Consider the following 11,102-nt stretch of genomic DNA (forward strand, 5'->3'; position numbering starts at 1 on the left):
GACAAGCGTGCACGAGGCAAGGGACATCACCATGCGGGTACTGGTCGCCGAGGACGAGGAGATCCTGGCGGAGCTGGTCGCCACCGGGCTGCGCCGGGCCGGCTTCGCGGTCGACACGGTCTACAGCGGGGACGCGGCCCTGGCCTACCTGGGGCTGCACGACTACGACGTCGTCGTGCTCGACCGCGACCTCCCGCGCGTCCACGGCGACGACGTGGCCCGTCGGCTCGTCGCCTCCGGCTCCCGCACCAGGATCCTGATGCTGACGGCCTCCGGCACCATGGAGGAGCGGGTCGCCGGGCTCGACCTCGGCGCCGACGACTACGTCAGCAAACCGTTCGAGTTCCCCGAGCTGGTCTCCCGGGTCCGCGCCCTGCGGCGCCGCAGCGCCCGGCCCGTACCGCCCCAGCTGGAGCGGCACGGCATCCGGCTCGACACCGTACGGCGCTCCGCGCTCCGTGACGGCCGGGAGCTGGACCTGTCGCCCAAGGAGTTCACCGTGCTCCAGCTCCTCCTGGAGGCGGACGGCGGCACGGTCAGCGCCGAGGAGCTGCTGGAGCGGGCCTGGGACGCCAACGCCGATCCCTTCACCGGCGCCGTACGCGTCTGTATGAGCAAACTCCGCGCCAAGCTGGGCGAGCCCGCACTGATCCGTACCGTCCAGGGCGTCGGGTACGCCCTGTGAAGCGGCCGCCCTGGCTGCGGCGGCTGGTGGCCGCGTCCAAGCTGCCGCACTCCACGATCCGTACCCGTATCGCCCTCGTCTACGGCGGTGTCTTCCTGATCCTCGGCACCGCGCTGCTCGCCACCGTCAACGTGGCCTCCCGGGCCGGTACGGACTCCGAGGCGCGGGCCATCGCCTCCTCCGCCGTCGCCGTGCCCTCGGCGGGGTACCCCGCCGATGTCCCGTTCATCGTCCGCAGCTCGACCGGGGCGCCCACGGTCTACGAGCTGACCGACGACGTCAGCGACGCGGCGAGCAAGCAGCACATGTACTGGTCGATCGCCGCGCTCCTGGTGATGACGGCGGGCGCGGTCGGGGTGGGCTGGTGGATCGCGGGCCGGGTGCTGCGGCCCGTGCACGCGATGACGGCGAAGGCGCGCAGGCTCTCGGAGCGGACGCTGCACGAGCGGATCGCCTCCAGCGGGCCCGACGACGAGCTCAAGGAGCTGGGCGAGACGCTGGACGCGCTGCTGGGCCGGCTGGAGAAGGCGTTCGACAGCCAGCGCAGGTTCATCGCCAACGCCTCGCACGAGCTGCGGACCCCGCTCGCCACCCAGCGCGCGGCGATCCAGGTGGGCCTGGACGACCCGACCCCCGAGGACCTCGTCCGCACCCGGCAGACGCTGCTGGACACCAACCGGCGCAGCGAGCGGCTCATAGAGGGGCTGCTCGTGCTGGCCCGCAGCGAACGGGGGCTGGCCGCCGACGAGCGCGAGGACGTCCGGTTCGACCGGGTGGTGCGGGAGGAGACGGCCCGGCACCCGGTGGTGAGGCTGCTCGCGAAGCCGTCGGCGCGGGAGGGGGCGGGGCGGCGGCCGGTGGTGAACGTCGAGGTGGCGGCCTGCCCGGTGCGCGGCAACCGGCTGCTGCTGTCCCAGCTGGTGTCGAACCTGCTGGCCAACGCGTTGACGTACAACGTGCCGGGCGGTTCGGTGGACGTCTCGGTGACCGGTGACGGTGCTCTGGTGGTGCGCAACACCGGCCCGGTGGTCACCGAGGCCGATATCGCGGGGTTCTTCGAGCCGTTCCGGCGGGGCGAGGGGCGCGACCGGATGGGTCCGGGGTCGGGCCTCGGGCTGTCGATCGTGCGGTCCATCGCGGTGGCCCATGGCGGTACGGTCACGGCGGTACCGGGCCCGGAGGGCGGCGGTCTCGCCGTGACCGTACGGCTGCCGGTCGATCAGGCCTCGGAGCGGGCCTCACGGGCGGCGATCCAGGCCGGGAGTCCGGCGAGGACCTCCCGGTAGAGCTCGGCGTCCGCGATCTCGCGCGGGGCCGGGCCCGCGTGGAAGAAGGCTGCGTTGGGAGCGTCCAGCTTCCGCAGGAAGTCGAAGCCCTTCGCGTCCTGCTCGCCGAAGGCGACGAACTGGAAGAACAGCGGCAGCCGCTCCGCCTCCACGAGCGCCTGGCGGGCGGGCAGCTTGGCGTCCGGCGGCCCGTCCGTCTGGAAGATCACCAGGGCCGGTCCGGCGCCTTCCGCCTTCTCATGGTCCGCCACGATCTCCTCGACCGCGCGGTGGTAGTTCGTCCGGCCCAGCCGCCCCAGACCCGCGTTCAGCTCGTCGACGCGGCCCTCGTGGGCGGCCAGCTCGATCGTCCCGGTGCCGTCGATGTCGGTCGAGAAGAAGACGACGGAGACGGTGGCGTCGGCGTCCAGGTGGGCGGCGAGCGCCACGGTGCGGTCGCCCAGGTGCTGGGCGCTGCCGTCCTTGTAGAACGGCCGCATGGAGCCCGAGCGGTCGAGCACCAGGTACACGCGGGCGCGGAGCCCGGTCAGCCCGTGCCCCTTGAGCGCCGCCTGCGCCGCCTTGTACGGGGCGACGAGCTGGGGGGCGTCGGAGGTGACCCGGGAGAGGGGGGTGGCGGGCTTGGCGGGGGCTTCCGGCGTGGCTTCCGGGGCCTTCGCTTCCGGAGTGGCTTCCGGCTCGGTTGCTACCGCTGCGGGGGCTTCCGGGGCTTCGGCGGCTGCGGGGGGCTCCGTGATCTCCGGGGCGGCGGCTTCGGGGGCCTTGGGGGCCTCCGGGGCTTCGGCGGCCTCCGGGGTGGCCTCCGGCGCGGGTGCGGTCTGAGCCTCCGCTTCCGGCTCGGACTTGGCTTCCGGAGTAGCTTCCGGCTCCGGCGTCACCGCTGCGGGTGCGGACTCCGGCTCGGTCTCCGGCGCGGAGTCGGCCTCGACCGCCGCTACGGGCTCCGTTTCCGGCGCGGGCTCGGCCTCCGGAGCGGGCTCCGGGTCGAGGTCGAGGTCGATCGTGATCGGGTCCGGCGCCGCAGTCGGCTTCTCAGCCTTTACGGGTTCGGCGACGGGCTTCGCGGGTGCATCCGCCTCGACCGGCTCGGCGACGGGCTCCTCAGCCTTGACCGGCTCGGCGACCGGTTCGGTAGCGGTCTCCGCGACCGGCTCCGCGACGGGCTCGGCAACGGCCTCAGCCGTCGGCTCGGCAACGGTCTCCGCGACCGGCTCCGCGACGGGCTCGGTAGCGGTCTCCGCGACGGGCTCGGCGTCCGGCTCCGCCTTCGGCTCCGCGCTCGGGGTCGCCTTCGGCTCAGCCTCAGCCTCCGTCTTTACCTCCGCGTCCGGGCCCGAGCTCTGGGCGGGGACGGTCGGTGACGGAGTCGTCGGGGCGGTGGCCGCCTTGTCGAAGGCCGCGGCCACCAGGTCCGCCGCACCGGCGTCACCCTCGGCGTCCGCGGAGGCGGCCGGGGACGCCGAGGCGGGCGAAGAGGTGGAGGCGGACGGGGAGGTGGGCGAGGCCGGTGACGGGATCGACGCCTTCGGCTCCGTCGCGGGCTCGGCCGCCGAAGTGGTCTCCGGCTCCGCCTCCGTGGACGGGGTGCGCTCGGCCTGGGGCGGGACGGTGGCCGTGGTCGGCTCGTCCTGCTCCGTGCGGCCGAACACCTTACGCAGCAAGCTCCGAATGCCCATGGGCGAGGCCTTTCGCATGAGTTGGGTGCGGTGAATGTCCGACCTGGGTGATTTCATCCCTGGCCAGGACGGATACGTAAGGTTAGCGGCCGGATCCGGCCGTTCGCCGGTCCGGCCCACCCCTGTGCCAACCGAGCCGAAACCGATCCCTGACCGAGTCCCGGGCGGTGCCCACAGCCTGGCCCAAGGGAACAGCGGTGGCCCGGACTTCACCCGCCGTTCACCGGGAGTCCCTCGGACCGGGTGGGGCCGCCCCTACCGTCACGCACGACACACCGACGGAGGGAATCCACGTGCGTAATCTGCTGCCGCTCATCAGCCCCCACGCGGGCGGGCGTTCCGCGCTGACCTGCCGCTACCGCTGTGGGGACGCCTGCTTCAACGAGATTCCGAACACCAGCGACAACGAGTACGCGGGCGACATCATCGCCCGTGCCGTCTCACGCCGTTCGATGATGCGCGCAGCCGCCGTCGTGACGGTCGCCGCAGCCGCCGGAACGGCCGCGCTGACCGGCCCCAATGCCCCGCAGGCGGAGGCCGTCGCGCTCGCCGGTCACGGCCACAAACCGGGCCCGCCCCACAAACCGGCCCCGTCCGGCGCCCGGGGCCTGCGGTTCTCGCCGGTGGCGCCCAACAAGAACGACAAGGTCACGGTGCCCGACGGGTACAGCCAGAACGTGGTGATCCGCTGGGGCGAGCCGATCCTGCGCGGGGCGCCCGCCTTCAACCCGGAGAAGCAGACCGCCAAGGCCCAGGCGGGCCAGTTCGGTTACAACAACGACTTCCTCTCCCTCCTCCCGCTCCCCGGCGAGCGCGGCCGTCAGGTCCTGGTCGCCAACCATGAGTACACGGACGAGATCCTCATGTTCCGTGGCTACGATCCGGCCAACCCCACCCGCGAACAGGTGGAGATCGCCTGGGCGGCGCACGGACTCTCCGTGGTCGTCGTCCAGGAGGAGCACCGCACCGGCAAGCTGGGCGCGGTCACCCGTCATCCGCTGAACCGCCGGCTCACCGCCACGAGTGAATTCCGGGTCACCGGACCGGCTGCCGGAAGCGCTCTGCTGCGTACGTCCGCCGACCGCACCGGCCGCAAGGTGCTCGGCACCCTCAACAACTGCGCGGGCGGCACGACTCCGTGGGGCACCACGCTGCACGGCGAGGAGAACTTCAACCAGTACTTCGCCCACGGCACCACCGATCTGCACAAGCGGTACGGGATCGGCTCCGGCGCCACCGAGCGCAAGTGGGAGCGGTTCGACCGGCGGTTCGACCTGTCGAAGGAGCCCAACGAGGCCAACCGCTTCGGCTGGGTTGTCGAACTCGACCCGTACGACCCGGACTCCGTACCGCGCAAGCGCACCGCGCTGGGCCGCTTCAAGCACGAGGCGGCCGAGCCCCGGCTGACCTCGGACGGCCGTCCGGTCGTCTACATGGGCGACGACGAGAGGTTCGACTACCTCTACAAGTTCGTCTCCAGCAAGCGGATGAAGAAGGGCAACTCGCGCGCCGCCCGCGAGCACAACCTGACGCTGCTGGACGAGGGCACGCTGTACGTCGCGAAGCTGACCGGCGACTCACCGGCCGCCGAGATCGACGGCAGCGGAAAGCTGCCCAACGACGGCGAGTTCGACGGCAGCGGTGTCTGGATCCCGCTGGCCACCGGCACCACCTCGCACGTGCCCGGCATGACCGCCGACGAGGTGTACGTCTACACGCGGCTGGCCGGTGACAAGGTCGGCGCCACCAAGATGGACCGGCCCGAGGACGTCGAGCCCTCGCCGCGCACCGGCCGGGTCTACGTGGCGCTCACCAACAACTCGGACCGGGGCAAGGAGGGCAAGCCGGGGGCGGACGAGGCCAACCCGCGCAACGGCAACAAGCACGGGCAGATCCTGGAGCTGGCGGAGAACTGGGACGACCCGACGAGCGACGGGTTCGCCTGGCGGCTCTTCCTCGTCGCGGGCGACCCGAACGACCCGTCGACGTACTTCGCCGGTTTCCCCAAGGAGCGCGTCAGCCCCATCTCCTGCCCGGACAACGTGGCCTTCGACGCCCACGGCAACCTGTGGATCTCGACCGACGGCAACCAGCTCGGTTCGCACGACGGCCTCTTCGGCGTCGCGACCCAAGGCGACCGGCGCGGTGAGCTGAAGCAGTTCCTGACCGTCCCGACCGGTGCGGAGACCTGCGGGCCGGTCATCCAGGACCGCCGTGTCCTGGTGGCCGTCCAGCACCCGGGCGAGGTCGACGGGGCCTCGGTGGAGAAGCCCGCGAGCACCTGGCCCGACGGGCCCGGGAAGATCGTCCGCCCCTCCGTCGTCGCGGTCTGGCGCAAGGACGGACGCGACATCGGCGTGTGAGGCCGGGTCGTCCGGGTCGTCCGGGTCGTTCGGAGGCGGGTGCGGGAGGTGGGTGCGGGGCCTGGATCCCTCCCGCCTTCCGCCCGGTCCCGACTAGAGTCGGGGGCATGGTTTCCGGGGACGCACCGCAGGCGGAAGGAAGCGTCCGGGTCGACGTGTGGATCTGGTCGGTCCGGCTGACGAAGACCCGTGCCCAGGCGGCCGCCGCCTGCCGGGCCGGTCATGTGAAGGTCGGCGGGGACCGGGCCAAGCCCGCCCAGGCCCTCCGCGTCGGTGACGAGGTGCGGCTCCGGCACGCGGGGCGGGACCGGGTGGTCGTCGTCTCGAAGATCGTGAAGAAGCGGGTCGGCCCGCCGGTGGCCGCCGAGTGCTTCGTCGACAACAGCCCGCCTCCGCCGCCGCGCGAGCTGGCGATCCAGGTGCCGGTACGGGACCGGGGCACGGGCCGCCCGACCAAGCGCGACCGCCGCGAGATGGAGCGCCTCCAGGGACGCCCACCGGAGCTCTGAGCCGACCGTCCCCGATGGTGCTCCGAGCCGATCGGCGGTCACCCGTGCGGGGCCGGGTTCTGCCCCGGTGTTTCACGTGAAACGTCCATACGGGTGTTTCACGTGAAACGTCGGCACAGTGCGTGAAACGTGGGCACGGTCATCGCTGCCCGGCCCTCCGGCGCCCCAGCAGCACCCGGGCCAGTACCGCCCCCACCAGCAGGACCGCGCCGACCACCAGCACCACCCACACCGTGGTCCGCAGCGAGGCGGTCAGGGCGTCGACCACCGCGGCCGCCGCGTCCCGGTCGCCGGCCGGCACCTCGTCCAGCACCCGGCTCCGGCCGACCGCCACCAGGATGCGCAGCACGATCGCCCCGAGCACGAACCCGGCGCCGACGGCCGTCGTGGCGGCCAGGGCACCCCGGAGCCCTCCCCGTACGGTCGCGATGCCGACCACCAGGACGAGGAGGACGAGGGTGGCGACGGCCGGCCAGATGCTGCAGTACCGCAGCCAGCGGAACGAGTCCCTGAGGGTGTCCGCGCGGTCCGCGCCGATCACCGTGATCTCCGTCCGCTGGACGGGGATCTGATCCGCGAACGGCACCCCCTGGCGTACCAGATCCTGTTTGACCTGCTCGATCACCGGCCCCAGATCGATGGTGACCTCCTCGCCGCTGTCCCCGTCCAGCGCGGCGGTCACGGCCTCGTGGGCGGTCCGGTTCGCGGTGTCCCAGGCGGTGCGGAAGGCCTCGGTGGAGGTGAAGGACCGCACCGTCTCGTGCAGGAACTCCCGGACGGTGTCCTGCAGCGGACCGAGGTCGATCTGCTGCATCGCCTCGTCGGTGACCAGGTCCGCGACGGTGCTCTGCACCGCCGGGTCGGAGGAGAGCGGGGAGACGGCGGCGACGTACCGGTCGGTGTCGTCGATCTCCAGGTCGACCCAGGCGGAGAGCGCGCTGAACGGCACCAGGACGGCGACCAGGACGAGCAGGACGGCCGAGAGGGTCACTGAGAGAGAGGTCCGCACACCTCCAGGGAATCGCGTACGGGCCCGGACCGCTCCGAGCCGTACGCCGTTCGAGTTGCCGGGCCGCGCGGGCGGGTGTGCTCTGGAGGAACGGGGGCGAGCGACGGGGTGACGGAAGGAGCTGTCCGCGATGGTCACACACGCAGCCATGCCCGGCCGGAAGGGGGCCCATGCGAGGCCCCGCCGCCATACTCCGCTGGCCTGGGCACTGCCTCTGGTGCTCGGTGTCATCTACGGGTTCTACGCCGCGTTCATCCGCCGCGACGGCGGCCCCAGCACCGGCGGGCAGGTCGTGCTCGGCCTGGTCTCCGGAGCGGCACTGGCGGCCCTCTGCTTCGCGCTGGGCCGGATCCAGCGCGAGCTGCCGCACGGGCTGCGGGCGACGGCGTACGGGGCTCTGACCGCCTGCGCCATCGGCTTCCTGGTGAGCCTCACGGACACCAGCGTGCTGCGGTCGACCGCGCTGGGTCTGGCGGTCGGTGTGGGTGTCTTCCTGGCCACGTTCTACCTCGTCTACTCGCGGGAGCCCTGACTGCGGGGGCGGGCCGCGAGAGCCGTTCCAGCCGTGCGTTCCGACCGTGGGCGCGGCTGCCAGATCGCATCTGGCGGCCGCGCCCCGGCGTCTGGCGCCCAAGGAGTGAGGGAGCCGGGGACGGAGCGGGAGGAGGAGCGGGCGATGACGTACGAGGGAACGTACGGGGTGACGGACGACGTGACGGACGAGCGGGAGAACGGGGAGAGCAGGGAGACCGGCGCGAGCGGGGCGGACGGCGATCCGCTGAGGGTCGCGGTGATCATCGGGAGTACGCGCGAGGGGCGCATCGGTGACGCGGTCGGCCGCTGGTTCGTGGAGCGGGCTCGGGTACGGGGCGAGCTCGATCTCGCGGTGCTGGATCTCGCGGAGTTCGACTTCCCCGTGCACTACCCGGAGCGGGCGACGGCGCAGATGACGGAGTTCGCCGGGGAGATCGGGAAGGCCGAGGCCTTCGTGGTCGTCACCCCCGAGTACAACCGCTCCTTCCCGGCCTCCCTCAAGCAGGCCATCGACTTCGCGTACGACGAGTGGCAGGCCAAGCCGGTCGGCTTCGTGAGCTACGGCCACGGCTCCTCCGGGCTGTACGCGGTGGAGCAGTTGCGCTCGGTCTTCACGGGGCTGCACACGGTGACCCTGCGCAACGGGGTCGCACTCGACTTCCTGCACGTGCCGCTGGAGGACCGCGCCGGGGCCTGCGCGCGGGACCGTGCGGTGCGGCTGATGCTCGACCAGCTCGGCTGGTGGGGCTGGGCCCTGCGCGAGGCGCGGGCGGTCCGCCCCTATGTCTCTTGACGCCTGTCTCCTGACGCCGGGCCTGTGGCCCGCACCCGCACCCCCCCCGACGCATATCGACGACGACGTACAAGGAATGGATTCATGAGTACTGAACTGGCCATCGAGACCGCGGGGCTGGTGAAGGTCTTCGGCAAGAACCGTGCGGTGGACGGTGTCGACCTCGCCGTCCCGACCGGCACCGTCTACGGGGTCCTCGGACCCAACGGCGCCGGGAAGACCACCACCGTGCGGATGCTCGCCACGCTGCTGCGCCCGGACGGCGGAACGGCCCGGGTGTTCGGCAAGGACGTGGTGAAGGAGGCCGACGCGGTCCGCAGCCGGGTCAGCCTGACCGGGCAGTACGCCTCGGTGGACGAGGACCTGACCGGCAGCGAGAACCTCATCCTGCTCGCCCGGCTCCTCGGGCACTCCAAGTCGGCGGCCCGCGACCGGGCGGCCCAGCTGCTCGAAGGGTTCGGGCTGACCGAGGCGGCGGGCAAGCAGGTGAAGAACTACTCGGGAGGCATGCGGCGCCGCATCGACATCGCCGCCTCCATCCTCAACACCCCCGACCTGCTCTTCCTGGACGAGCCGACGACCGGACTCGACCCGCGCAGCCGTAACCAGGTCTGGGACATCGTGCGCGCGGTCGTCGCGCACGGCACCACGGTCCTGCTGACCACGCAGTATCTGGACGAGGCCGACCAGCTGGCCTCCCGGATCGCCGTGATCGACCACGGCCGGGTGATCGCCGAGGGCACCAAGGGCGAGCTCAAGGCGTCCGTCGGCTCCGGCACCGTCCATCTGCGGCTGCGCGACGCCGCCCAGCGGCCCGAGGCCGAACGGGTGCTGTCGCTGGAGCTCGACGCCGCGGTCCAGCTGGAAGCGGACCCGGTGGCGCTGACCGCCCGGATCGACGCGCACGGCTCCGACCGGGGCGCGGCGGAACAGGCGGCACGGGCCCTGGCCGAGCTGGCCCGGTCCGGCATCACGGTCGACAACTTCTCGCTGGGACAGCCCAGCCTGGACGAGGTCTTCCTCGCCCTCACGGACAAGAAGGGAGTGGCGGCATGAGCACCACGACCACCAAGACGGAGCTGGACGACGTCGTTCTCGCCGCGCCGGACAAGGAGCGCCTCTCCGCCCTCCTGGTCGGCCTGGACCGGCCGTCGAGGCCCAGCGCGCTGTCGGCCTCCCTCACCTTCGGCTGGCGCTCCATGCTGAAGATCAAGCACGTGCCGGAACAGCTCTTCGATGTGACGGCTTTCCCGATCATGCTGGTCCTGATGTACACGTACCTCTTCGGAGGGGCGCTGGCCGGCTCCACGCAGGAGTACATCCAGTTCCTGCTGCCCGGCATCCTGGTGATGAGCGTCGTGATGATCACGATGTACACGGGCGTCTCGGTCAACACCGACATCACCAAGGGCGTCTTCGACCGGTTCCGTACGCTGCCGATCTGGCGGCCCGCACCGATGGTCGGCTATCTGCTCGGCGATGTCCTGCGCTATGTGCTGGCCTCGGTGGTGATGCTCACCGTCGGCATGATCATCGGCTTCCGCCCGGACGGCGGTGTGCTCGGAGTGCTGGCCGGGGTGGCCCTGCTGCTGGTGTTCGCGTTCGCGTTCTCGTGGATCTGGACCATGTTCGGGCTGCTGCTGCGCACGGAGAAGTCCGTGATGGGCGTCAGCATGATGGTGATCTTTCCGCTGACCTTCCTCAGCAACGTCTTCGTCGACCCGCAGACGATGCCGGGCTGGCTCCAGGCCTTCGTGAACAACAGCCCCATCACCCACCTGGCCACGGCGGTCCGTGAGCTGATGGCGGGCAACTGGCCCGGGGCCGAACTCGCCTGGTCGCTGGGGTGGGCCGGAGTGATCATGGTGGTCTTCGGCTCCGTGACGATGCGGCTCTACAACCGGAAGTGACCATCCGGAAGTGACCATCCGGAAGTGACCAGCCGGGAGACCAGCTGGGAGACCGGCCGGGAGACCGGCCGGAAGTGACCCATCGGAAGTGACCCATCGGAAGTGATGCACCGGAAGTGATCCACGGGAAGTGATGCGGGGGCGGTGTCCGTCCCGCTCCTCCTCGCAGGCCGCCGCCCGCTCTGCCGGGCGGGGGGCCCCCCGGGGGGGGGCCGCGGGCCGGCGCGCCCCGCCGGGGGCGGGGGGGGGGGGGCGGGTCGGGGGCGCGGGTGGACGACCCCGCCCCCCCCCGGCACCCCAAAAACCGCAGCCCACGGCGTGTAGGCAGAAAACACCG

At 71.9% G+C, this 11,102-nt stretch carries 10 protein-coding genes; 8 read left to right on the forward strand and 2 right to left on the reverse strand.

Features of this window, described 5'->3' with window-relative positions; genetic code table 11:
* Positions 1–31: 31 nt before the first annotated feature.
* Together ACFW9Z_RS06640 and ACFW9Z_RS06645 are read left to right on the forward strand one after the other, a co-directional pair.
* On the forward strand, positions 32–685 hold the full coding sequence (locus ACFW9Z_RS06640; RefSeq protein ID WP_384635776.1) for a response regulator transcription factor: 654 nt from the start codon (positions 32–34) through the stop codon (positions 683–685).
* Positions 682–1,971, forward strand: coding sequence for an ATP-binding protein (locus tag ACFW9Z_RS06645; protein ID WP_384635319.1), 1,290 nt, complete (start codon positions 682–684; stop codon positions 1,969–1,971). The genes ACFW9Z_RS06640 and ACFW9Z_RS06645 overlap by 4 nt, the downstream gene beginning before the upstream one ends.
* On the opposite strand, the gene ACFW9Z_RS06650 is transcribed toward ACFW9Z_RS06645, so the two are convergent.
* Positions 1,905–3,647, reverse strand: a complete 1,743-nt coding sequence (locus tag ACFW9Z_RS06650; protein WP_384635321.1) for a VWA domain-containing protein — start codon at positions 3,645–3,647, stop codon at positions 1,905–1,907. The genes ACFW9Z_RS06645 and ACFW9Z_RS06650 overlap by 67 nt on opposite strands.
* A gap of 293 nt (positions 3,648–3,940) precedes the next feature.
* On the opposite strand from ACFW9Z_RS06650, the gene ACFW9Z_RS06655 reads away from it, so the two are divergent.
* Together ACFW9Z_RS06655 and ACFW9Z_RS06660 are read left to right on the forward strand one after the other, a co-directional pair.
* The gene (locus ACFW9Z_RS06655; protein WP_384635324.1) at positions 3,941–6,010 is read left to right on the forward strand and encodes a PhoX family protein; all 2,070 of its coding nucleotides are present in this window, start codon (positions 3,941–3,943) and stop codon (positions 6,008–6,010) included.
* 107 nt (positions 6,011–6,117) lie between these two features.
* A complete protein-coding gene (locus ACFW9Z_RS06660; protein ID WP_384635327.1) occupies positions 6,118–6,519 on the forward strand; it encodes an RNA-binding S4 domain-containing protein in 402 nt (133 codons plus the stop codon).
* Positions 6,520–6,658: 139 nt separating this feature from the next.
* On the opposite strand, the gene ACFW9Z_RS06665 is transcribed toward ACFW9Z_RS06660, so the two are convergent.
* Positions 6,659–7,528 (reverse strand): hypothetical protein, encoded by an 870-nt coding sequence (locus tag ACFW9Z_RS06665; RefSeq protein WP_384635329.1) that lies wholly within the window; start codon positions 7,526–7,528, stop codon positions 6,659–6,661.
* Between the two features lie 130 nt (positions 7,529–7,658).
* Between ACFW9Z_RS06665 and ACFW9Z_RS06670 the strand changes: the two genes are divergently transcribed.
* The 4 genes from ACFW9Z_RS06670 to ACFW9Z_RS06685 all read left to right on the forward strand — a co-directional run bounded on the left by ACFW9Z_RS06670 (position 7,659) and on the right by ACFW9Z_RS06685 (position 10,765).
* Positions 7,659–8,060, forward strand: coding sequence for a hypothetical protein (locus ACFW9Z_RS06670; protein ID WP_384635332.1), 402 nt, complete (start codon positions 7,659–7,661; stop codon positions 8,058–8,060).
* 144 nt (positions 8,061–8,204) lie between these two features.
* Positions 8,205–8,855 (forward strand): NADPH-dependent FMN reductase, encoded by a 651-nt coding sequence (locus tag ACFW9Z_RS06675; protein ID WP_384635335.1) that lies wholly within the window; start codon positions 8,205–8,207, stop codon positions 8,853–8,855.
* An 84-nt stretch (positions 8,856–8,939) separates the two neighbouring features.
* A complete protein-coding gene (locus ACFW9Z_RS06680; RefSeq protein ID WP_384635338.1) occupies positions 8,940–9,911 on the forward strand; it encodes an ATP-binding cassette domain-containing protein in 972 nt (323 codons plus the stop codon).
* The gene (locus tag ACFW9Z_RS06685; RefSeq protein ID WP_384635341.1) at positions 9,908–10,765 is read left to right on the forward strand and encodes an ABC transporter permease; all 858 of its coding nucleotides are present in this window, start codon (positions 9,908–9,910) and stop codon (positions 10,763–10,765) included. Before ACFW9Z_RS06680 ends, ACFW9Z_RS06685 begins: the two co-directional genes overlap by 4 nt.
* Positions 10,766–11,102: the final 337 nt, after the last annotated feature.

The sequence above is a fragment of the Streptomyces sp. NPDC059452 genome (genome assembly GCF_042750035.1).
Taxonomy (GTDB): Bacteria; Actinomycetota; Actinomycetes; order Streptomycetales; family Streptomycetaceae; genus Streptomyces.